Below are 20,952 nucleotides of genomic sequence, written 5' to 3' on the forward strand. Positions count from 1 at the left end.
GGAAAATCCGAGGTTTTTTTGTCCAATTCGTAAAACGATTAACGTTTAGAGAATTGAGGACGTTTACGTGCTTTACGTAAACCAAGTTTCTTACGTTCAACTTCACGAGCATCACGAGTAACGAAACCAGCTTGACGAAGAGCAGGTTTTAAGTTTTCGTCAGCAGCGATCAATGCACGAGTAATACCGTGACGGATAGCGCCAGCTTGACCACCAATACCACCACCTTTAACAGTGATGTAAAGGTCAAATTTTTCAGTAACTTCTAAAAGTTCTAAAGGCTGACGTACAACCATACGAGCAGTTTCACGACCGAAATATTGCTCTAAAGTACGATTGTTGATTACGAGTTTGCCTGTACCAGCTGACAAGAAAACACGTGCAGTTGCGGTCTTACGGCGACCTGTACCATAATTAGTAGCCATGTGCTGTATCCCTTAGATGTCCAAAACTTGTGGCTGTTGAGCAGTATGAGGATGCTCGCTACCAGCGTACACTTTCATTTTTTTGATCATTGCATAACCAAGAGGACCTTTTGGTAACATACCTTTAACCGCTTTTTCTAAAACAGCTTCAGGTTTGTGAGCAATTAACTTCTCGAAGTTAGTCTCACGGATACCACCAGGGAAACCAGTATGGCGATAGTATTTCTTATCAAGTGATTTGTTACCAGTCACTTGAACTTGTTCAGCATTGATCACAACGATGTAATCGCCAGTGTCAACGTGAGGAGTATAAGAAGTTTTGTGCTTACCGCGTAAACGACGAGCGATTTCAGTCGCAAGGCGACCTAAAGTTTTGCCAGAAGCATCAACAACATACCAATCGTGTTGAACTTCAGCTGGCTTAGCGCTGAGAGTTTTCATTTAAACCACTACCTATTATAGTTGGTTTGGACGGTGGAATCTGTCCAAACAAAAGGAGACCGAATTCTACATGAGTTTATATCCATGCACAAGAAAAAAACGCTACCGAAGCCAGAAATTGCTGCAATGTGACTGAATTGGGAACTAATCGGCGGTGAGTTGCAGGGTCTGTTATTTCGCTTGAGACAGCGCCGGGATTAACCTATTATTTTTTATGCCAATTATTTGAAATAAATAGAAGTATTTACCTCTTCTCTCGGGGAATTTGATGAAGTTGTCGTTTTCTACAAAAATGGTTGTAGTCACCTTGCTGGTGGGTGTTTGTGCGACTCAGACCCATGCACGACGACTGTATAAATGGGTCGATCAGACCAGTGTGACCAATTATTCTGAATTCCAGCCGAAAGAGGGCACAAGCCGTAAACTTGAAGTGCTGGAAAGTCGTGGCAACGATCATATTGATCCTGCAATGGCGGTTACCGCTGAAATGAAAGCCATCGAAATTCCGGTAGATCCGCTAAATCTGCAAGGGACATCAAGTAATACGTTGGCAACTCCCGCACCTCAGTTACCCGCACCGACCACCCAGACCATCGTAAAGCAAGGGGCTATGGTCGCTGCTTATGCCCGTCCAGCCAGTACAGTCGTGAACACTACAGCACTTGAGAAGAAAGAAGCTCCACTTCAGCAGGCGCTGCCAGCAGCAGAAAAAAAAGACAGTATCAGCAACCCTTTTGCTGACAAGCCAGTAAGTACGGTTGCCGTGAGTGAAAAAAAAGAAGAAATGGCTTTGGCGCAGCCGGAGAAGAAAGCACAGCCCAAAGTAAATCCATGGACCCGAAAGGTTGAATTTGTTCCTTCCAATCTTGTTCCACAGAACCTGTCTAAAGCTGTGCTGCCTGAACGCTGATCCAGCAGCTTGATTGAACGGATAAAATAATGTCTTATGAGTGTGAATCCAAATAAAAAGACTCATGATGCTGCGCGTAAAACAATTTCTATTGGGCTGTCTGTTCGGTCTCATCACAACTTATTTCATTCTGATCACCGGGTTTGGAATCTATTACGGTTTTAGCGGGATGGTCGGCGTGGCCTTAGTCAGCATGTTTATGCATTTCACACCTTTTCCATATCTGCTTTATTTGGCAGGTGGGCTGATTTTTTTCTGCATTCCAGCGCAGCGTTTTAGCCAGACCCATGGCCAACTGTGGAAATGGCTGGCTATTGCTATTGTGGTTGCCGGGGTCCTAGTTTGCTTGTCAGAACTTGCGCATGTGCTCGGCTGGTTAAATGCCGAGTTTCATTTACCACGAAAACCGGAAGACTAAATACTTCAACACTCATATTCTGACTTTTATAAAGGCTGAACTTAGCAAGGGTTTAGGCAAGACCGTGTTGATTTTAACGAAGAGCCATTACTTTTTTGGCTGTATGTACTGTAATAAAGGGCTATTGCTGATCTTTCAACAGAATTTATAAAAAGGTAGGGCTATAGCTGCTTTTAGATTTTGGTTACACTAGCAGGAAATCAAAAAGACTGGCGCTAGATATGCTTCCTTTATATGTCACTTCAGGTGAACCCGCTGGAATTGGTCCAGATATCTGTCTGAGTCTGGCGGAACGGATTGATGAGCGGCCGCTGGTGGTATTGGCTGATATCGAAATGTTGCAGCAACGTGCCAATCTACTCGGTTTAAATGTTGAACTGGTTGCTTATCAGGGACAAACAGCATCGAGTTTGCAGGGGCAACTTTTTGTTGAACATGTGCCCTTGGCAAAACTGGTGAATTTAGGGCAGTTAGACTCAGCCAATGCAGCTTATGTATTGGAGCAATTGCGTCGTTCGGCTGATTATGCCATGTCTGGACAAAGTGTTGGTGTGGCGACGGCGCCTGTACAAAAGTCCATTATCAATGAGGCGGGCATCGCGTTTAGCGGACATACCGAGTTTTATCAGGAGTTTGCTGGTGTTGATCGTGTGGTGATGATGCTGGCGACCAAAACGCTACGGGTGGCTCTGGCAACCACTCATTTGCCGTTGCGCGATGTGCCTGCTGCGATTAGTCCTGAACGTTTACATCAGGTGCTTGATATCCTGATTCATGACTTAAAAACCAAATTTAAAATTTCTGCACCGCGTATCTTGGTATGTGGTTTAAATCCGCATGCGGGCGAGGACGGCTATTTAGGTCGTGAAGAAATTGAGGTGATTAATCCTGTGCTGGAAAGCTATCGAGCGCAGGGCCTGAACATGAGCCTGAGCTTGCCAGCAGATACTTTGTTTACCCCGGAAAATCTCAAAGATGCAGATGCGGTTTTTGCGATGTATCACGATCAAGGCTTACCTGTGTTAAAATCACAGGGCTTTGGTGAAGCAGTAAACATTACATTAGGTTTGCCATTTATTCGAACCTCTGTCGATCATGGTACGGCACTCTCTCTTGCAGGCACTGGACAGGCAAAAGCATCGAGCTTGCATGTTGCAGTGGATTTAGCACTTGATTTGGCAAGAATCTCCCCCAGCCCCTCTTTATAAAAGAGGGGGGAATTAAGTTTCAAATATTGAGTATAAATATATGTATCAAATTAATGCCCTAAACCCTAAAGATGAAGGGCATCAGGCTCGAAAACGTTTTGGTCAAAACTTTTTACATGATCAACGTGTGATTGCCAAAATTGTACGCTCAGTCAATCCTCGTGCGGGCGAAAACATTGTTGAAATTGGCCCTGGTCTGGCAGCATTGACCTCACCGTTAATTGGTGAGTGTGATGCGTTGACCGTAGTTGAACTGGACCGTGATTTGGCAGCAGGCTTGCCAGGCCGTGTACCACATCCTGAGCGTTTGACCATTGTTGAAGCAGATGCCTTGAAGTACGACTTTACCCAGCTGTTTCAGGAAGGCCGGCCACTGCGCGTGGTAGGGAATTTACCCTATAACATTTCAACACCACTGTTGTTCCATCTCTTGGAGTTTGGTGACAAAGTCAAAGACATGCATTTCATGTTGCAAAAAGAAGTGGTTGACCGTATTACCGCAACACCCAATACCAAAGAGTATGGTCGTCTGTCGGTTATGATTCAGTATTACTGCAAACCAACTTTCTTGTTTGAAGTACCACCTGGATCATTTAACCCTCCGCCAAAAGTGACGTCAGCAGTTTTCCGTTTAGAGCCATACGAAACCAAACCGATTGTGGCAAAAAATGAGAAAGCGTTAGCGCGTTTGGTGGGGCATGTATTTACTCAACGCCGTAAAACCTTGCGTAATAGCTTAAAAGGCATGCTGGTGGAAGATGGCTTTGAAAAAGCTGGGGTTGATCCGATGGCGCGTCCAGAAACCTTAAGTCTGGCAGATTTCGTGGCGCTTTCCGATCAGATGGTGGCCTGATGTCTAAGCGCTATAATTATGTCATTGGTGATGTGCAAGGCTGTTTTGAAGCACTAAAAGCGTTGCTGAAAGAAATCCGCTTTGATCCGGACCAAGACTTTTTATGGTTCGCTGGCGATATGGTGGCGCGTGGTGAAAACTCGGTCGGTGCCTTACGCTTTATTAAAAAGTTGGCTGACCGTGGGGCCGCTGCAACGGTGTTGGGTAATCATGACCTGACCTTGATTGCCTGTGCGCGTGGCTTTAAAAAAGCCAAAGAAAAAGACCATACCCAGGAAGTGATTGACGCAATTGATGGCGATGAGCTGATTGACTGGCTACGTAAACAGCCTTTAAGTCTGTCTCCCAATCAACACACCTTGATTACTCACGCGGGCGTACCCTGTATCTGGAGCGCTGAAAAGACAGTTGCATTGGCGCAAGAAGTGCAACAGGTTGTTGCGCATGATGATCTCTCGGTGCTGGATGCTTTTCTGGCAGAAATGTATGGCTCACAGCCGGATCTGTGGTCGGATGAGCTGACAGGTATGGCGCGATTGCGTTGTATCACCAATTATCTGACCCGTATGCGCTTAACCGATGCCGAAGGTCGTCTGGAGTTTGAATTTAAGGATGCACTCGATGCGCCAATGCCAGCGGGTTTTCAACCTTGGTTTGAGTTTGAAAGTCAGGCCGCACACACCCATCAGCTGATTTTTGGACATTGGGCGGCATTACAGGGCAAGACCATTAGTCCTCAAATTCAAAATGTGGATGGTGGCTGTGTCTGGGGACAACAATTGGTGGCTTTACGTTTAGAAGATCAGCAGCTTTTTGCGGTAGATAACCCGCTTGCCTGATGGATGCAGTGCTATTTTTAGATGCCCATTTTTGCTTGGAAAATGGGCATTTTTTATTTTAAGACTGTCAAAAAACTGTCATACACTGATCATTAAAGTGTCAAAAAATGCTTATAAGCTAAAAGCATGAAAATAACGACACAAATGGATGGCGATATGCAGAGTACATACGCGACATCTCTATTCAAGCAAGAGTTTCCTGAAAATTTTAAATTTTACTTTAAAAGGAAACAACTCAAAAATAAACAAGATGAATTGTCTGAACTGCATGATCTGGTTCGTCCTCGTCTCCGTATCGCGATTGTGACTGAAACCTGGCCCCCAGAAATTAATGGTGTGGCTTTATCCATGATGCAGTTATGTCAGGGTTTACAGCGACTTGGGCATAAAATCTTACTGGTACGTCCCACACAAAAAACAGTCTGTACCGAATTCCATCCTGATCAGGAATGTCTGGTGATGTCTCAGCCGATTCCCAAATATCCAAGTGTGCAATTCGGATGGCCACAATATCTCAAGGTGTCCAAAGCCTTTGAGAAATTTATGCCGGATGTGGTGCATATCGTCACAGAAGGGCCCTTGGGTCTAACCGCTTTGCAGGCCGCAAAATCGCGAAAGGTTGCAGTGTCGAGTGGCTTCCATTCAGCCTTTCATGACTTTAGCCGGTTCTTTGATCTGGCTTTTCTGGTCAAGCCGATTCAACGTTATCTGACCTGGTTCCATAACAGTACCGATGTTACCTGCGTACCCAGTCAATACACCGAACAGGCTTTACGCGGTTTTGGCGTAACCTGTCCTTTGGTGGTGGTCGGACGTGGTGTGGATACGGAAAAGTTTTCACCGAAACATCGTTCAGAACAGCTTCGCCAACAATGGGGCGCTGATGCAGATACCCGTGTCATGCTATATGTCGGGCGTTTGTCACCTGAAAAAGAAGTCGATGTGCTGATCAAGAGTTTCCATGCCTTACAGGCACAACAAGGTAAAAACACTAAATTCGTGATTGTGGGCGAAGGGCCAGACCAGACACGCCTGAGCAAAATGGCGCAATCCAGTGATGTGATCTTTATGGGGAGCCTGAGCGGGAAAGCGCTTTCGGCGGCTTATGCCAGTGCCGATGTGTTTACCTTTGCCAGTCAGGCAGATACCTTCGGAAATGTGGTGTTGGAAGCCATTGCCAGTGGTTTGGCAGTGGTGGCCTATGACTATGTCTGTGCCCATCAACATGTTCGGCATGGGGTCACCGGCTGGTTGAGCCAGCTTGGAGAGACCACGGATTTTATTCAATCCATTTGTCATTTACCTGCGCTACCGCAATTGAGACAAATGGGCTTACTGGCTAGCGAAAGCGTACAACACAGCAGCTGGCAGTTTCCGGTACAACAATTAGAACATGCATTTTATCAGGTCGTGAGGAGTCTCCCATGACGCCGACCTAAATCCTGAAGAGGAGAAAAAGTATGAAATTTCAAAATGCAAAAATAAAAATGCTGGATCTCGATTTAAAAGGGTGTGTCTATCTCAACCATCTTTCACAGTCGCAACGTATCGCTTTATTTTTTAAAACGATCAGCCGATTGGGTGATGGGCCATTTTGGTATGTCATGTTGCTGTCAGTTTGGGCGATGCATGGCTTGGCATATGGGGTGCAGATCTTGTATCTGATCGGGGCGGGTTCTGTAGGCACCTTGATTTATAAATTTTTAAAACATAAAACTACCCGTCCAAGACCTTATCAGGTGCATCAGGTCATTGTCTTGGGGGAGCGACCGCTCGATCATTTCAGTTTTCCTTCGGGTCACACCTTACATGCGGTCATGGTCACCATCACTTTGGGTTATATCCAGCCCCTGTTATTGATCCTGATGCTACCGTTTACGATCTTGGTCGCATTGTCACGGATGATTCTGGGGCTACACTATCCAAGCGATGTCATTGTTGGTGCAATGATTGGTGCATCGGTGGCAAGTGCGATTATTTTGCTGGCACCGAGCTTTAATCTGGTTCTGTAACGCATTTTACAAGCGTTTTAGCGACAATTTAGCACTTCAACACTATCTCTTAAATCCGGTGTTTTGTTAAAGTAGGCTCAATCACATACATTTATTCAGGTTGTTATATGGGCTTACGCTGGACAGATACGATTGATATTGCAATTGAACTTACCGAAGCACATCCAGATGTCGATCCACAATGGGTACGATTCACCGATTTGCATGCCTGGGTGTGTGCATTACCAGACTTTAGTGATGATCCGAATAAATCAACCGAAGGTTTGCTTGAAGCCATTCAAATGGCCTGGCTGGATGAAGTTCGTTAAAAATTCGTCAGAAATCGCTGAACTTTTGCATATTCAAGCTGATTATTAACGATGACATCGGTATAATGCGGCAAATTTTTTAGTTTAGACCATAATAGGAGTCAATCATGGCGATTGAACGTACTTTATCTATCGTAAAACCAGATGCAGTTTCTAAAAACCACATCGGCGACATCTTTGCTCGTTTCGAAAAATCAGGTTTGAAGATCGTTGCTACTAAAATGAAACACCTTTCTCAAGCTGATGCTGAAGGTTTCTATGCTGAGCACAAAGAACGTGGTTTCTTTGCTGACCTCGTTGCATTCATGACTTCTGGTCCAGTAGTTGTTTCAGTTCTTGAAGGCGAAAATGCAGTTCTTGCTCACCGTGATATCTTGGGTGCAACGAACCCGAAAGAAGCGGCTCCAGGCACAATCCGCGCTGACTTCGCTGTAAGCATCGACGAAAACGCTGCTCACGGTTCTGACTCAGTTGCTTCTGCTGAGCGCGAAATCGCTTACTTCTTTGCTGATAACGAGATTTGCCCACGCACTCGTTAATCCAAAGTATTCGAGCCAGATAAGTGGTATACTACTTATCTGGTTTTTTATTTCTTATTGATTGTATTGTGCAAATAATGCACAGTATTTTTTAGCGCTGATATTGTTTAGGTAAATATACATGAGTTCTGCAGTGGTCGTTTCATCAGAAAATTTAGATGAAAAACAACAGTCTGTTACTACGCCTGTCGTTCAAGCTGCCGAGCATAAAGTCAATTTACTTGGCATGTCTCGAGCTGAACTGGAAAAATTCTTTGAAGATCTGGGCGAAAAAAAGTTTCGCGCCGGTCAGGTCATGAAATGGATTCATCAATATTTTGTGACAGATTTTGCCGAGATGACCAATATCTCGGGCAAATTACGTGAAAAATTAGAAAAAATCTGTGAAATTAAAGCGCCTGAAGTGGTGCATCGTAACTATTCCAAAGATGGCACCCGTAAGTGGGTATTCCGTGTCGGTAATGGTGAGGGCTCGCTGGTTGAAACGGTCCTGATTCCGGCTGATGATAAAACTGGCGCGCGTAAAACCCTGTGTATTTCTTCACAAGTGGGCTGTGCACTGGATTGTTCATTCTGTTCTACCGGTAAGCAAGGTTTCCAGCGTGACTTAACCCCTGCAGAAATTATTGGTCAGCTGTGGATGGCGAACTATTCCTACATGGAAGAAGTGCCGGTTGCTGAGCGTGAACGTACTGTCACCAATGTCGTGATGATGGGGATGGGTGAACCCTTACTCAATTACGATGCTGTGCTCAGTTCGATGCAGTTGATGCTGGATGACTTTGCTTATGGCATGTCGAAACGCCGTGTCACCTTATCAACCTCGGGCGTGGTGCCAAAGATCGATCAACTGGCGCAGGATATTGATGTTGCCCTGGCAATTTCATTACACGCACCGAATGACGAATTGCGTAATGAACTGGTACCGATCAATAAAAAATATCCGTTACAGCAACTGATTGCGGCTTGCCAGCGTTATTTGGGCAAAGATGGCAATGAAAGTTCTCGTCGCCATGTCACCATTGAATATGTGATGCTGGAAGGGGTCAATGACCAGCCTGAGCATGCACAGCAATTGTTAAAGTTGCTGAAAAACTTACCAAGTAAAATCAATCTGATTCCATTTAATCCGTTCCCGCATGCACCGTATGGCCGTTCGAGCCGTAACCGCATTATTGCCTTCCAAAAAACTTTGTCGGATGCCGGATTTGTGTGTACGATTCGTCAGACACGTGGCGATGATATCGATGCGGCATGTGGACAATTGGTAGGACAGGTGGCTGACCGAACCCGTCGTGCTGAACAGTGGAAAAAGAAAGTGGCGCAACGACAAGAAATATTGCGCACACAAGGATAAAACTTGGGGAAAAAGCGTTGAATACAACTCGATCAAAAACGATTATAGCGACAGCTGTTGTGTTTACTTTACTTGGCTTAACAGCTTGCCAGACGCCATCTACAACATTAAAAAAAGATCCTGAAAAAGCGGTGCAGGTGCGTACGCAACTTGCGGCAGAATATATTCGTACACGTGATCTGGATTCAGCCAAGCGTTCGCTTGATCAGGCATTAAAACTGAATTCCCGGGATGCCAACGCCAACATGATGATGGGCATCCTGCTGCAACAGGAAGGCAGCGCAGCCAATATGGAAAAAGCGGAGTCTTATTTCAAGCGTGCTATTTCCTCCGAACCAGATAATGCTCAGGCGCGTAATAATTACGGTACATATTTGTACCAGCAGCAGCGCTATAATGAAGCCATTGAGCAATTTACCCGTGCGGGCGCAACTCTGGGTTATGATCAGCGTTTTCAGTCGCTGGAAAACCTGGGGCGAATCTATTTAAAACTCGGCGATGTGGCGAATGCTGAAAAAGCATTCAAACAGGCGCTACAAGCGAATCGAAACGCAACAATTTCAATGTTAGAGTTGGCGGAAATTTTCTATTTGCAACAAAATAATAGAGATGCATCGCAACTATACGAACAATATGTTCGTAATGTAGGTCAGAAAAACCAGGGTGCCCGTGCGCTTTGGATTGGTTTACGCATTGCTCGGGCAAATGCGGATCAGTTAGGAATGCAAGTGTTAGTCAATCAGTTACGCGCTTTATTTCCTGATAGTCCAGAATATCAACGTTATTTGCAATTACAGTACAGTACTGAGGCCGTATGGAAATAAATCCAAATTCACATCAGCCAACTGGCTCAACCTCGCCATCGTCTGCGTTAGGAAATATTCAACGACCTGGTGAGTATTTGCGTCAAATTCGTATTGCACAAAAGAAAGAAATTGAAGAGATTGCAAACGTATTGAACATGCCGGTCAAAACCTTGACGGCATTAGAGCAAGATGACTACAAGTCATTGCCAGAAGCGACCTTTATCAAAGGCTATTATCGTGCTTATGCCAAGCATTTAAATGCGGATGCAAGCGCGATCATTCAGCGTTTTGATGAAATCTATGTTAATGATACCGGCCTTAAAGCCAGCCATGCCCTGAATAACTCTCCGATTAAGATCATGGGGAAATTGTCAGGTTCGAAAAGCGTACGTAACCGTAAATGGTTAAAACGCATTGCGATTGTGGCAGCGGTGGCAGTATTGGCATGGTTAGCGGTCATGGCTGTACAGAATTGGACATCAAGCCATAAGGATGATGCGGATGTACCAAAGATCAAAAACTCTGAAGTTGAAATTCTGCCGATGGGTGGAAATACAACGGCAGCAACATCTGGTGACCAATTAGTGCTGAACTTTAGCCGACCAACCTCTGTGCATATTGTGGATGCAACAGGTAAAGTATTGGCAACAGGTCGTCAGGCATCGACCTTGAATCTGAGTGGTCAGTCGCCATTCCAGATTCGTTTGGACGATGCGACCGCTGTATCCCTGGTTTTGAATCAGGAACAGATTTCATTGTCTCCTTATACCGTCAATGGAAAAGCAGAATTCCGTTTGTCTCGTTAACGACAAAGAGTAGAGCTATACGATGATTGTGAACCCCATTAAACGCCGCCCGACACGTAAAATCCGTGTCGGTTCGGTGTATGTCGGTGGTGATGCCCCGATTAGTGTTCAAAGTATGACGAATACTGAAACCTGTGATGTCGATGCGACTGTCGCGCAAATCCAGCGCTGTGCAGATGCTGGTGCAGATATCATGCGTGTTTCTGTTCCTTCAATGGAAGCAGCAGAGGCATTTGGTGCTATTCGTAAACGTGTGACCGTGCCTCTGGTGGCGGATATTCATTTTGATCATCGTATTGCGTTGGCTGTGGCGGATTATGGTGCCGACTGTTTGCGCATTAACCCGGGGAATATCGGTTCAGATCAGAAAGTACGTGAGGTGGTTGCTGCGGCAAAACATCATGGTATTTCGATCCGTATCGGTGTGAATGCGGGTTCACTGGAAAAAGATTTACAGGCGAAATATGGCGAGCCAACCGGGCAGGCCTTGCTTGAGTCGGCGATGCGTCATATCGATATTCTGGACCGTCTGGACTTCCATGAGTTCAAAGTCAGCGTAAAAGCTTCGAATGTTTTCCTGACCATGGATGCGTATCGCTTATTGTCGCAACAGATTGATAATCCTTTGCATCTCGGTGTCACAGAGGCAGGTATCTATCGTACCGGTACGGTGAAATCAGCCATCGCGCTGGGTGGATTATTGATGGAAGGCATTGGCGATACCATGCGTATCTCGCTTGCTGCCGAGCCGGAAGACGAGATTAAAATCGGGTTTGATATTTTAAAATCGCTGGGCCTGCGCTCAAATGGCATTAACTTTATTGCTTGTCCAAGCTGCTCACGTCAGGAATTCAATGTGATTCAGGTGATGCAGGCACTGGAAGAGCGTCTAGAAGATATCCGTACCCCGATGGACTTGTCTGTGATCGGGTGTAAGGTGAATGGTCCGGGTGAAGCCAAAGAAGCGGATATCGGGATTGTCGGGGCATCTCCGCGTTCACTGGTGTACCGTAATGGCGAAAAGAGCCATTTAATCGACACAAATCAGTTGGTTGATGAAATTGAAACAATGGTTCGTCAACGTGTTCAAGAGCTTGAAGAAGCAAAATCTAAAGAAATTATTCGTAGTTCATCATGAGTTCAATCGTCGCTATCAAAGGTTTTAATGACATCCTTCCAACGCAAACTGCGGCTTGGAGAAGTCTGGAACAACAACTTGCATCTTTAATGGATGCGTATGGTTATCAACAGATCCGTTTACCGATTGTTGAGCAAACCGGTTTATTCAAACGTGCTATTGGCGATGCGACCGATATCGTTGAAAAAGAAATGTATACCTTTTTTGACAAGGGAAATCCGCCTGAATCACTGACGCTACGTCCAGAAGGGACTGCGGGTTGTGTACGTGCCTTGCTTGAACATAATCTGTTGCGCGGTGCGACGCCACGTGTGTGGTATATGGGACCGATGTTCCGTTATGAAAAACCGCAAAAGGGCCGTTACCGCCAGTTCCATCAGTTTGGTGTAGAAACCTTTGGTGTGGCAACACCCGATATCGATGCCGAGTTGATTTTACTGACAGCACGTTTGTGGAAGCGTATGGGCGTTGCGGACAAGGTTCAACTTGAGTTGAATACACTCGGGGAAACCGACGAACGTGCAGAATACCGTGCTGCATTGGTTGAGTTTTTAAATCAGCACAAAGATGCTCTGGATGAAGACTCGCAACGTCGTTTAAGCACCAATCCATTGCGTATTCTGGACTCTAAAATTGAGTCGACCCAAAAGATTCTGGAAAATGCGCCCAAGTTGCATGATTTCCTCAAAGAAGATTCAATCAATCACTTCCAGCAATTACAGCAATACCTCACTGATGCGGGTATCGAGTTTGTGATTAACCAGAAGTTAGTCCGTGGTTTGGATTACTACAACAAAACCGTATTTGAATGGACCACCACCATGTTGGGTTCACAAGGCACGGTGTGTGCAGGTGGTCGCTATGACGGTCTAGTCGGGCAGTTAAAAGGTAAGGCGGATCAGTCTGTGCCTGCGGTTGGCTTTGCGATGGGCATGGAACGTTTGCTCCTGTTGCTCGAGCAAGTCGAACAGGCCAAAGCAGTACGTGATTGCGAAATCTTCTTGTTGGCTGAACCGGCTTATCAAGCCAAAGCTTTGGTCTTGGCGGAACAGATTCGTGATCAGCTGGAAGCGGCAAATAGCCCGATTCGTTTAAAAACAGGTTCACAAGGCAGCATGAAAAGCCAAATGAAAAAGGCCGATCAGTCAGGTGCGATTTTTGCGATGATCTTGGGTGAGCGCGAGTGGGAATCACAGCAGCTTCTCATTAAAGAATTGGCGACTGCAGAACAGTCTCAAGTTGCTTTGACTGAACTGACGCCGTTTTTGATTGAAAAATTTAAACAATAAGTTGAAGAATTTAGGAAAAGGACAATCACATGAGTTTAAGTGATGATGAACAGCTCGACAGTTTAAAGTCGTTTGCCAAAAAATATGGTTCTGCAATCATTAGCGGAATTCTCATTGCCTTGATTGCCTTTTTCGGATGGGAATACTGGCAAAAGAAAAATCTTGCCGAAGCCCAGAACCAGACGGCGAAGGTACAGAAGTTGATGGATGAGGCCAAAGCTGCCACAGGTCAGCCCAATGCCTTTGCAAGCCTGTCTGAGGCTGCAGATAAAATTGTGAAAGAAGATGCCGATTCTGCACAGGCAATTCAGACACAATTTGTTATGGCGAAGCTTGCGTATGACAAGCAGGACTATGCTGCTGCTGAAAAAGCCTTGAAGAAAGTTGAAAACTCAAAAGTAAAAGACGAGGGTTTGCTACAGGTTGTAAAAATACGTTTGGCTGATGCGCAATTGGCACAAAACAAATTTGACGAAGCCTTAAAAACCTTGTCTGCTGTGACAGAGCCTGCGTTCAAGGCTACTGCTGATGAGCTTCGCGGTGATATTTTTGTTGCGAAGAAAGACAACGCCTCTGCGCGTAAAGCGTATCAAAGTGCATGGGATAACCTGCTCGAGCGTAAACAGGAGCGTCAGCTTTTACAAATTAAACTCGAAAGTGTCGGCGTTTTAGTAGATGATCCTGAGTTTGAGCGCCCGATCTTAGATACCAAAGTGGATGAGTCTTAATGCAGAATAAACTAAAACTTCCTTTGGCAATTGCAATTGCTTCAGCTTTACTTGTTGGATGTTCGAGCAATAAAGTAAAAGAGGCAAAACCAAATCCATTGCCAAAAATCACGCAAGAACAAAGTTTAAACCTTGTTTTTTCACAAAGTGTTTCGTCTACCAATGCGGCTGAGGCTTTGCGCTTACAGCTGGATACAGACAATGGTGTGATTTTTGCGATTGACCCTGATGGTCAGGTGTCTGCTTACAAAGGCAAAGAACGCCTTTGGAAAAGCAAGATTACCAAACAAGAACTGACTGCCGGTGTAGAAGCCGGTGAAGGGATTGTGGTCATTGGCAATCGTAAAGGACAGTTATTTGGTTTAGATCAGGCTACAGGTGAGCAAAAGTGGACGGCAAAACTGTCAGGTGCCATTCTGTCGCCATCCTTGATCCAGTCGGGTCGTGTAATTACCATTGCCAATGATGGCACTGTGTTTGCGCATGATGCAGTAACAGGCCAGCAAGTCTGGGCCTATAAACTGCCAAATGTACAGTTTAGTTTACGTGGTCAGCCAGCCCCAGTGCGCTTGGATGAGCGTACCGTGTTGATTGGTTCTGCCAATGCTTATGTATATGCACTAGATATTATCAGTGGTGTGCCTCGCTTCCAGCGCCGTGTGGCGATTAGCGATGGTCGTTCAGACATCCAGCGTTTGATTGATGTAGTCGGCGATCCGGTTGTTGCAGGTCAATTCCTTGTCACCACAAGCTTCCAGGGTCAGGTTACTGTAATCGATCTTGCTTCACAACGTGTGGTATGGAGTGAAGATGCCAGCAGTACCAACACTGCCGAAGTTGCCGAAGATAAAGTATTCGTGACCACAACCGATGGCAAGTTAAATGCTTATAACTTGGTGACTGGCGAGTTGGTTTGGCAGAATGAAGAACTGTTAAACCGCCAGCTGAGCAACCCTGTGATGTTAGGACAAAACCTGGTGGTGGGTGATCTGGATGGTGTACTTCATCTGATTAATCCGGCCTCAGGCAAGTTGATCGGTCGTGCCAAAACCAGTGGTGAAGTGCGTTCATTGCGTGTGATTGACAACCAGCTTTATGTTGCAACACGAAAAGGTGCATTAACCATTTGGCAGAATCGTTAATTTTGCCTTAGCTTGTGCTAAAATGCTCAATTAGCTATTGCTAATAAAAGAATGATCGGGGTATTTGTTTAAACAAAACCCCGAATTTTTATTGTGATTACTTGATCACCAAAATCTTCCATACTGTTTCTGATACGATGTCATCAACGATGGCTCGTCTGAATTAAGGTTAATTTATGAAACCCGTTATTGCGCTCATTGGTCGTCCAAACGTCGGAAAATCAACGCTATTTAACCAAATCACCAAAAGTCGTGATGCTTTGGTTGCTGACTTCGCTGGTTTAACTCGTGACCGCAAATATGGCGATGCGGTTTATCAAAATAAATCATTCATTGTCGTAGATACGGGCGGTATTGGTGAGAATGAAGGTGGCATTGACTCTTACATGGCCGAGCAGTCAAAAACAGCTATCCATGAAGCAGACATTATTGTGTTTGTGGTAGATGCACGCGCTGGTTTATTGGCGTCGGATGAGCAGATTGCCCGTGAGCTACGTACATTAGGCAAAAAAGTCCATCTGGTGGCCAACAAGGTCGATGGTGTCCATGCAGAAGCTGCATTAGTTGAATTCTACAAGCTTGGTATGGGCGAACCAATGCAGGTTGCGGCCAGCCATGGTCGTGGTGTGCAGCAAATGCTTGAAGAAGTGTTGGCTGAAGTGCCTGAAGATGAAAATCCGGACGAGCACAATAAAAATACCGGTTTGCGTTTAGCGATTATCGGTCGTCCAAACGTGGGTAAATCGACGTTGGTAAACCGTTTACTTGGGGAAGAGCGTGTGGTTGCGTTTGACCAGCCAGGTACAACCCGTGATTCGATCTATATTCCTTATGAGCGTGATGGTCGTCAATATACCTTGATCGACACTGCCGGTGTACGCCGTAAAGGTAAAGTCGATGAGATGATTGAGAAATTCTCAATCGTTAAAACCCTGCAAGCCATGAAAGATGCGCATGTTGTGGTCGTGGTGGTCGATGCACGTGAAGGGATTGTTGAACAAGACTTGCATTTGATTGGTTATGCACTTGAAGCAGGCCGTGCCATGGTCATTGCGATCAACAAATGGGACAACATGACCGAGTATGATCGTAAGCAATGTAAACTTGATGTGGAACGTCGTTTTGACTTTATTCCATGGGCAAAAATCCATTTGATTTCAGCCCTACATGGTACAGGCGTGGGTGAGCTTTATCCTTCGATCCATCGTGCTTACGAGTCGGCAAACCTAAAAGTTTCACCGGCGAAACTGACCCAGATTTTAAGTGATGCTACTGAGGCGCATCAGCCACCAATGATCAGTGGGCGTCGTATTAAAATGCGTTATGCGCATATGGGCGGACAAAATCCACCAACCATCGTCATTCATGGTAACAAGGTGGATAAGACTCCAGCGGATTATCGTCGTTATCTGGAAAACGTATTCCGTAAAGTCTATAAGCTTGAAGGTACGCCAGTTCGTATTGACTTTAAAACCTCAGAGAACCCATTTGAAGGACGTAAATCCCAAGTGGACGAACGCGTTGCAGCACGTAAGCGTCGTTATGTTCAGAAGTTTAAGAAAGCTGAAAAGAAATTCAAGCGTTAAGCTGTATTCGATGCTCAAAAGCCCAAACTTTGCTTTGGGCTTTTTTATACACAGGAGATGTTGCTCATGACGACAGGTATCATACACATCCATGTTCAGGCATTGGCGCAGCTGCTGCAAAAGGATAAAACAGATTTTGCCGATTTTAGAGGCTTTAATCATTATCAAAAACAGCAGATTCAGGCGCGACGTAATCAGCTTCTGGCTCATCAACTGCATTGCACTATAGATGATCTGGGGTTTTCCAAACATGAGCATGGCAAACCTTTTTTAAGTTCCCATTCCTTACATTTTAATCATTCGCATAGTCAGCAATATTATGCACTGGCAATGAGCGAATGTGTTCAAGATATCGGCATTGATGTTGAAGCGCTGGACCGAAAAGTCCGTTTTGATGCCTTGGCCCGGCATGCTTTTCATCCTGAGGAATACCAGACTTGGCAGCAGCAAGATCAAGACACAGAATATTGGTTTAGGGTCTGGACCACCAAAGAAGCAATTTTAAAAGCCTCAGGTCTTGGTATTCGTTTAGACCTAAATAGTTTGAATACGCAGATTCATCCTACAAATCAGGGTGGTATGTGTTCGCATCCATTGATTGGCACTTTTGCCTATCAGAACTTTATCCTGAACCAGAATCTTGTGGTCACCATTGCATGGCGGGCAGAGCGGTCTTGCCGAGGTTTTCAATTTCCACAGATCCAGATTGTTCAGTATTAAAGCATCGTCAGATAGAGCAGATTTTAACGCAATAAAAAAATGCCAGCATATTGCTGGCATTTTATTTGAATCAAAGAGGAGAGGGATTTAAGGAATCTCTTCTTCTTCAAATTCAGGTTTAACTTGGACAATAAAGTCCTGACGGTTCAGACCACGCCATAAAGCGAATGCTGTACCGATATAAATCGATGAGTAAGTTCCCACGAATACACCGACAAACATGGCAACAGAGAACCAGTGTAAACCATCACCGCCCAAGAACATCATGGCAAGAACCACAAGTAATAAGGTCATCGAGGTATGGATGGTACGGCGTAAGGTTTCTGTCAGTGCAATATCGACGATTTCACGTGGCGTGGCACCACGAATCTTACGGAAGTTCTCACGGATACGATCCGAGACAACGATGTTATCGTTAAGTGAGAAACCGATCACCGCAAGGACTGCAGCCAATACGGTTAAGTCGAAAGGCCACTGGAACAATGCGAATGCACCGATAATCAGTACGATGTCATGGAATAATGACATGACCGCGCCCATCGCGAGTTTAAACTCGAAGCGAATGGTGACGTAGATCAGCATCAAGATCAAAGCCAGTGCAACAGCGCCTGCAGAACGCACGTAAAGCTCATTTCCGACAGCACCACCTACCGCATCTACTTTATGCACTTCAACGGTGTTATTCGGTAATTGAACCGCTTTGGTGATGCTATTGCTGAGGTCTTCGACATTCAGGTCTTCTTGCACAGGCATACGCACGATCAGGTCGGTATTACTGCCCAAGGTTTGTACTACGGCATCTTTAAAGCCAGCACGGTCAAGTGCCTGAACCACTTGCGTAGGCTGTACACCTTGCTTGTAGTTCAATTCGGCTGAAATCCCCCCAGTGAAATCCAGTCCGAGATTCAAGCCTTTGGTCACGATAAAGAAGATACTCGCAATCGTCAGCAGGATCGACAAGATTGCCGCCGGTTTGGCAATCTTCATGAACGGGATAATTTTCAGGTTATCCGGGCGACCGTATTGTTTTGAGTCTGGTTGAGTCAGATCAGTCATATGAATCTCCTTAAATACTCAACTTTTTCAAATTACGGCGTTTGCCATAAATGAGCTGGACGATGGCACGAGTGACGGTAATGGCCGTAAACATTGAACAAATAATACCAATCATCAATGTTACCGCGAAGCCTTTAATCGGACCTGTTCCAATCGCGAACAAGATAAACGCAACCAGTAAGGTGGTTAAGTTCGAGTCAAGAATGGTGTTATAGGCTCGATCATAACCTGCCACAATCGCCTGTTTGGGCGAGGCGCCCCAGAGCATTTCTTCCCGTATTCGTTCACAGATCAGGACGTTGGAATCGACCGCCATACCAATGGTAATCACGATACCCGCAATACCTGGCAGGGTGAGGGAAGCACCAATCCATGACATCACGGTCAAGATCATGGCCAAGTTAAAGACCAGGGCAAAGTTTGCGATCAGACCGAATAAACGGAAGAACACGACCATCCAGATGGCAACCAGCAAGAAGCCGATCTGAGTTGAGAGTACACCCTTATCAATGTTTTCCTGACCGAGGCTAGGACCAACCACACGTTCTTCTACGAAGTACATCGGCGCAGCAAGTGCACCTGCACGCAGCATCAAGGCAAGCTCGGCTGCTTCTTGTGGTGAATCCAGACCGGTAATCCGGAATTGTGAACCCAGCACCGCCTGAATGGTTGCCGCATTGATCACCACAGATTCGGTATATGGGGTACGAACTTCAGTCTGAACGCCTGTATTCGGATCTGCGACATAAGAGATCTTCTGTTTATTTTCGATAAACAGAACTGCCATCCGTTTGCCAACTGCACCACGCGTTGCATCTGACATGAGCTTACCGCCGGCAGAGTCCAAAGTAATGTTAACTTCAGCACCACCAGAATCCTGGCTAAAGCCAGAACTTGCATTCTGCACACGCTCACCAGTCAAGATACGGTTACGTTGTAACAGCAACTGACGACCACTATCCAGTGATTGGTAAGCGAACACCTCAGTACCAGGAGGAAGTGGCTGACCGTTATATTTACCGGTATACGGATCGATATATTGATCATTGCTGTCTGCAACCAGACGGAATTCCAGGTTGGCTGTACGACCCAAGACACGTTTTGCCTCAGCCGTATCCTGTACACCCGGTAATTCAACTACAATACGGTTGCTGCCTTGGGTTTGTACCAAAGCTTCTGCCACACCCAGTTCGTTGATACGGTTACGTAGGGTGGTTAAGTTTTGGTTCACTGCATAAGACTGAATTTCCTGACGACGGGCATCGGTATAATTCAGTCTTAAAGTCGCACCAGATGAGGTCGCAACTGCCTGTTGAGTAAACTCGTTACCATTACGACGCAAGAAATCAGTCGCTGCATCGCGGTCTGCATTGTTTGCAAACTGCACTGTAATGGTGTTGTTGTTTAACGCCAGGTTATTGAATTTGATTTTGTTATCACGGAATTGACGACGCAAATCAGTCGCAGATGTTTCCATACGCTGACTAATCGCTTTATCCATGTCGACTTCGAGCAAGAAGTGTACACCGCCACGTAAGTCCAGACCGAGTTTCATCGGTTTAGCCCCAATCTTTTGCAACCACTCCGGTGTGGTTGGCGCAAGGTTGAGTGCAACCACATAGTCATCACCAAGATCACGACGAAGCACTTCTTTGGCTTTTAACTGCGCCTCAGAAGAGCTTAAACGTAATAATGCCGCATTGTTGGTGAAGCTATTGTCGTGACTGCTAATATCGGCAGTTTTTAAAATCTGCTCAGCTTTTTGCACGATGGTCTGATCAATCTTGGTGCCGGCTTTTGCGCCAGAAATCTGGACGGCAGGCTCATCTGGATACAGACTTGGAAGTGCATATAACGTACTGATCACAAGGACAACCAGGATCAGTAAATATTTCCATGCAGGGTAACGCATTCGCTTTCTTCTTAAATGAAAAAGTCGTGCTGAGGCACGACTATTTTATGATTAAAGGTTATTTAATGTGCCTTCAGGTAATACTGAAATGACACTCGCACGCTGGATTTTTACCTCAACACCACGAGTGAGTTCAACGACTGCAAAGTCACCTTCGAGTTTGATAATTTTCCCCATTAAACCACCAGCAAACACGATCTCGCTGCCTACACCCAGACTTTCGATCAAAGAACGGTGTTCTTTGGCACGTTTTGCCTGAGGTCTCCAGATCAAGAAATAGAAGATTGCGATAAATACCGCGATCATCAACAAGTTAGCCATAAGACTTGGACCTTGTGTTGCACCCGGTGCAGCATGAGCAGTAGAGATGAAAAGACTCATTTCGTTTTCCTAAAATTAAAAAGCCAAAAAATTAACAATAAATTCCAATTCGTTTTGCAATGTACCTTGTCTTGCGAT

23 protein-coding genes are annotated in these 20,952 nt (G+C 45.4%); 18 read left to right on the top strand and 5 right to left on the bottom strand.

Annotated elements, in window-relative coordinates; all coding sequences use genetic code 11:
- Nucleotides 1-38: 38 nt before the first annotated feature.
- Nucleotides 39-425, bottom strand: a complete 387-nt coding sequence (gene rpsI / locus JO943_RS11400; RefSeq protein ID WP_004775642.1) for a 30S ribosomal protein S9 — start codon at nt 423-425, stop codon at nt 39-41.
- Nucleotides 426-437: 12 nt separating this feature from the next.
- The gene (rplM, locus tag JO943_RS11405) at nt 438-866 is read right to left on the bottom strand and encodes a 50S ribosomal protein L13 (protein ID WP_005226762.1); all 429 of its coding nucleotides are present in this window, start codon (nt 864-866) and stop codon (nt 438-440) included.
- A 268-nt stretch (nt 867-1,134) separates the two neighbouring features.
- Between rplM and JO943_RS11410 the strand changes: the two genes are divergently transcribed.
- The 18 genes from JO943_RS11410 (at nt 1,135) to JO943_RS11495 (ending at nt 17,525) form a co-directional block, all read left to right on the top strand.
- Complete coding sequence (locus JO943_RS11410) at nt 1,135-1,776, top strand: hypothetical protein (protein ID WP_202740830.1); 642 nt, start codon at nt 1,135-1,137, stop codon at nt 1,774-1,776.
- Nucleotides 1,777-1,840: 64 nt separating this feature from the next.
- Nucleotides 1,841-2,194, top strand: a complete 354-nt coding sequence (locus JO943_RS11415) for a hypothetical protein (protein WP_202740831.1) — start codon at nt 1,841-1,843, stop codon at nt 2,192-2,194.
- 221 nt (nt 2,195-2,415) lie between these two features.
- Nucleotides 2,416-3,402, top strand: a complete 987-nt coding sequence (gene pdxA / locus JO943_RS11420) for a 4-hydroxythreonine-4-phosphate dehydrogenase PdxA (RefSeq protein WP_202740832.1) — start codon at nt 2,416-2,418, stop codon at nt 3,400-3,402.
- 40 nt (nt 3,403-3,442) lie between these two features.
- The gene (gene rsmA, locus JO943_RS11425; RefSeq protein WP_004775636.1) at nt 3,443-4,255 is read left to right on the top strand and encodes a 16S rRNA (adenine(1518)-N(6)/adenine(1519)-N(6))-dimethyltransferase RsmA; all 813 of its coding nucleotides are present in this window, start codon (nt 3,443-3,445) and stop codon (nt 4,253-4,255) included.
- A complete protein-coding gene (locus JO943_RS11430) occupies nt 4,255-5,094 on the top strand; it encodes a symmetrical bis(5'-nucleosyl)-tetraphosphatase (protein WP_202740833.1) in 840 nt (279 codons plus the stop codon). The genes rsmA and JO943_RS11430 overlap by 1 nt, the downstream gene beginning before the upstream one ends.
- 156 nt (nt 5,095-5,250) lie before the next feature.
- Nucleotides 5,251-6,522, top strand: a complete 1,272-nt coding sequence (locus tag JO943_RS11435) for a glycosyltransferase family 4 protein (RefSeq protein ID WP_032870212.1) — start codon at nt 5,251-5,253, stop codon at nt 6,520-6,522.
- Nucleotides 6,523-6,554: 32 nt separating this feature from the next.
- Nucleotides 6,555-7,106 carry a phosphatase PAP2 family protein gene (locus tag JO943_RS11440; protein WP_009513084.1) on the top strand — a complete coding sequence of 184 codons (552 nt, stop codon included), beginning with the start codon at nt 6,555-6,557 and terminating at the stop codon, nt 7,104-7,106.
- A 107-nt stretch (nt 7,107-7,213) separates the two neighbouring features.
- A complete protein-coding gene (iscX, locus tag JO943_RS11445) occupies nt 7,214-7,414 on the top strand; it encodes a Fe-S cluster assembly protein IscX (RefSeq protein ID WP_005226785.1) in 201 nt (66 codons plus the stop codon).
- A gap of 107 nt (nt 7,415-7,521) precedes the next feature.
- Nucleotides 7,522-7,953, top strand: a complete 432-nt coding sequence (gene ndk / locus JO943_RS11450) for a nucleoside-diphosphate kinase (RefSeq protein WP_004775629.1) — start codon at nt 7,522-7,524, stop codon at nt 7,951-7,953.
- Nucleotides 7,954-8,074: 121 nt separating this feature from the next.
- Nucleotides 8,075-9,310: a 23S rRNA (adenine(2503)-C(2))-methyltransferase RlmN gene (rlmN, locus tag JO943_RS11455; RefSeq protein ID WP_202740834.1), complete on the top strand. Its 1,236-nt coding sequence runs from the start codon at nt 8,075-8,077 to the stop codon at nt 9,308-9,310.
- Nucleotides 9,311-9,327: 17 nt separating this feature from the next.
- Complete coding sequence (gene pilW, locus JO943_RS11460; RefSeq protein WP_032881569.1) at nt 9,328-10,134, top strand: type IV pilus biogenesis/stability protein PilW; 807 nt, start codon at nt 9,328-9,330, stop codon at nt 10,132-10,134.
- On the top strand, nt 10,125-10,922 hold the full coding sequence (locus JO943_RS11465) for a helix-turn-helix domain-containing protein (RefSeq protein ID WP_199949590.1): 798 nt from the start codon (nt 10,125-10,127) through the stop codon (nt 10,920-10,922). The genes pilW and JO943_RS11465 overlap by 10 nt, the downstream gene beginning before the upstream one ends.
- A 22-nt stretch (nt 10,923-10,944) precedes the next feature.
- The gene (gene ispG / locus JO943_RS11470) at nt 10,945-12,060 is read left to right on the top strand and encodes a flavodoxin-dependent (E)-4-hydroxy-3-methylbut-2-enyl-diphosphate synthase (RefSeq protein ID WP_005226789.1); all 1,116 of its coding nucleotides are present in this window, start codon (nt 10,945-10,947) and stop codon (nt 12,058-12,060) included.
- Nucleotides 12,057-13,349, top strand: a complete 1,293-nt coding sequence (gene hisS / locus JO943_RS11475) for a histidine--tRNA ligase (RefSeq protein WP_202740835.1) — start codon at nt 12,057-12,059, stop codon at nt 13,347-13,349. Before ispG ends, hisS begins: the two co-directional genes overlap by 4 nt.
- A gap of 29 nt (nt 13,350-13,378) precedes the next feature.
- A complete protein-coding gene (locus JO943_RS11480; RefSeq protein ID WP_005226791.1) occupies nt 13,379-14,077 on the top strand; it encodes a YfgM family protein in 699 nt (232 codons plus the stop codon).
- Nucleotides 14,077-15,219, top strand: coding sequence for an outer membrane protein assembly factor BamB (gene bamB, locus JO943_RS11485; protein WP_202740836.1), 1,143 nt, complete (start codon nt 14,077-14,079; stop codon nt 15,217-15,219). Before JO943_RS11480 ends, bamB begins: the two co-directional genes overlap by 1 nt.
- Before the next feature lie 176 nt (nt 15,220-15,395).
- Nucleotides 15,396-16,805, top strand: a complete 1,410-nt coding sequence (gene der, locus JO943_RS11490; protein WP_005226795.1) for a ribosome biogenesis GTPase Der — start codon at nt 15,396-15,398, stop codon at nt 16,803-16,805.
- A gap of 66 nt (nt 16,806-16,871) precedes the next feature.
- Nucleotides 16,872-17,525, top strand: a complete 654-nt coding sequence (locus tag JO943_RS11495) for a 4'-phosphopantetheinyl transferase family protein (protein ID WP_202740837.1) — start codon at nt 16,872-16,874, stop codon at nt 17,523-17,525.
- An 87-nt stretch (nt 17,526-17,612) separates the two neighbouring features.
- On the opposite strand, the gene secF is transcribed toward JO943_RS11495, so the two are convergent.
- The 3 genes from secF to yajC are packed head-to-tail and all read right to left on the bottom strand — an operon-like array spanning nt 17,613 to nt 20,874.
- Nucleotides 17,613-18,581 carry a protein translocase subunit SecF gene (gene secF, locus JO943_RS11500; protein ID WP_005226798.1) on the bottom strand — a complete coding sequence of 323 codons (969 nt, stop codon included), beginning with the start codon at nt 18,579-18,581 and terminating at the stop codon, nt 17,613-17,615.
- 10 nt (nt 18,582-18,591) lie between these two features.
- Nucleotides 18,592-20,493, bottom strand: coding sequence for a protein translocase subunit SecD (gene secD, locus JO943_RS11505; RefSeq protein ID WP_005226800.1), 1,902 nt, complete (start codon nt 20,491-20,493; stop codon nt 18,592-18,594).
- Nucleotides 20,494-20,544: 51 nt separating this feature from the next.
- Nucleotides 20,545-20,874: a preprotein translocase subunit YajC gene (yajC, locus tag JO943_RS11510; RefSeq protein WP_005226801.1), complete on the bottom strand. Its 330-nt coding sequence runs from the start codon at nt 20,872-20,874 to the stop codon at nt 20,545-20,547.
- Between the last annotated feature and the right edge of the window lie 78 nt (nt 20,875-20,952).

The organism is Acinetobacter sp. 'aerobic (ED)' (assembly GCF_904886855.1).
In the GTDB taxonomy this organism is placed as follows: Bacteria; Pseudomonadota; Gammaproteobacteria; order Pseudomonadales; family Moraxellaceae; genus Acinetobacter; species Acinetobacter courvalinii.

Coding starts and splice junctions, on each gene's coding strand:
- rpsI (WP_004775642.1), bottom strand. CDS start 425: ATGGCTACTAATTATGGTACAGGTCGCCGTAAGACCGCAACTGCACGT.
- rplM (WP_005226762.1), bottom strand. CDS start 866: ATGAAAACTCTCAGCGCTAAGCCAGCTGAAGTTCAACACGATTGGTAT.
- JO943_RS11410 (WP_202740830.1), top strand. CDS start 1,135: ATGAAGTTGTCGTTTTCTACAAAAATGGTTGTAGTCACCTTGCTGGTG.
- JO943_RS11415 (WP_202740831.1), top strand. CDS start 1,841: ATGATGCTGCGCGTAAAACAATTTCTATTGGGCTGTCTGTTCGGTCTC.
- pdxA (WP_202740832.1), top strand. CDS start 2,416: ATGCTTCCTTTATATGTCACTTCAGGTGAACCCGCTGGAATTGGTCCA.
- rsmA (WP_004775636.1), top strand. CDS start 3,443: ATGTATCAAATTAATGCCCTAAACCCTAAAGATGAAGGGCATCAGGCT.
- JO943_RS11430 (WP_202740833.1), top strand. CDS start 4,255: ATGTCTAAGCGCTATAATTATGTCATTGGTGATGTGCAAGGCTGTTTT.
- JO943_RS11435 (WP_032870212.1), top strand. CDS start 5,251: ATGCAGAGTACATACGCGACATCTCTATTCAAGCAAGAGTTTCCTGAA.
- JO943_RS11440 (WP_009513084.1), top strand. CDS start 6,555: ATGAAATTTCAAAATGCAAAAATAAAAATGCTGGATCTCGATTTAAAA.
- iscX (WP_005226785.1), top strand. CDS start 7,214: ATGGGCTTACGCTGGACAGATACGATTGATATTGCAATTGAACTTACC.
- ndk (WP_004775629.1), top strand. CDS start 7,522: ATGGCGATTGAACGTACTTTATCTATCGTAAAACCAGATGCAGTTTCT.
- rlmN (WP_202740834.1), top strand. CDS start 8,075: ATGAGTTCTGCAGTGGTCGTTTCATCAGAAAATTTAGATGAAAAACAA.
- JO943_RS11465 (WP_199949590.1), top strand. CDS start 10,125: ATGGAAATAAATCCAAATTCACATCAGCCAACTGGCTCAACCTCGCCA.
- ispG (WP_005226789.1), top strand. CDS start 10,945: ATGATTGTGAACCCCATTAAACGCCGCCCGACACGTAAAATCCGTGTC.
- hisS (WP_202740835.1), top strand. CDS start 12,057: ATGAGTTCAATCGTCGCTATCAAAGGTTTTAATGACATCCTTCCAACG.
- JO943_RS11480 (WP_005226791.1), top strand. CDS start 13,379: ATGAGTTTAAGTGATGATGAACAGCTCGACAGTTTAAAGTCGTTTGCC.
- bamB (WP_202740836.1), top strand. CDS start 14,077: ATGCAGAATAAACTAAAACTTCCTTTGGCAATTGCAATTGCTTCAGCT.
- der (WP_005226795.1), top strand. CDS start 15,396: ATGAAACCCGTTATTGCGCTCATTGGTCGTCCAAACGTCGGAAAATCA.
- JO943_RS11495 (WP_202740837.1), top strand. CDS start 16,872: ATGACGACAGGTATCATACACATCCATGTTCAGGCATTGGCGCAGCTG.
- secF (WP_005226798.1), bottom strand. CDS start 18,581: ATGACTGATCTGACTCAACCAGACTCAAAACAATACGGTCGCCCGGAT.
- secD (WP_005226800.1), bottom strand. CDS start 20,493: ATGCGTTACCCTGCATGGAAATATTTACTGATCCTGGTTGTCCTTGTG.
- yajC (WP_005226801.1), bottom strand. CDS start 20,874: ATGAGTCTTTTCATCTCTACTGCTCATGCTGCACCGGGTGCAACACAA.